Source organism: Pedobacter folensis (genome assembly GCF_056490665.1).
Genome location: NZ_JBWJIF010000017.1, coordinates 1 through 301, shown reverse-complemented (window position 1 = coordinate 301; position 301 = coordinate 1). Strand labels below are relative to the sequence as shown.

The 301-nt window shown below is 41.9% G+C and carries 1 rRNA gene; it reads right to left on the bottom strand.

The window, feature by feature from the left end:
* Positions 1–101: 101 nt before the first annotated feature.
* A 5S ribosomal RNA gene (gene rrf / locus AC04QZ_RS25005) occupies positions 102–213 on the bottom strand.
* Between the last annotated feature and the right edge of the window lie 88 nt (positions 214–301).

The following is a 301-nucleotide window of genomic DNA, read 5'->3' as shown; positions in this document are numbered from 1 at the left end:
TATCGATTTCAATATTTCAAATTATGCAGCCTTAAAACACAAGGCCTTGTATATAACCAAGAAAACCCTTCAACATTACTGTTAAAGGGTTTCTTTTTAAGATTTGGCACCGACCTACTCTCCCACGTGTTACCGCAGTACCATCGGCTCTGGTGGGCTTAACTTCTCTGTTCGGAATGGGAAGAGGTGGACACCACCGATATAGGCACCTAAATATTTTATTGAGGTAGAAGGTGGAGGGTTGTAGGGTATAAGGTTAACCCTTATGCCTATCTGCCTTTCGCCTTAAACCTTAAACATG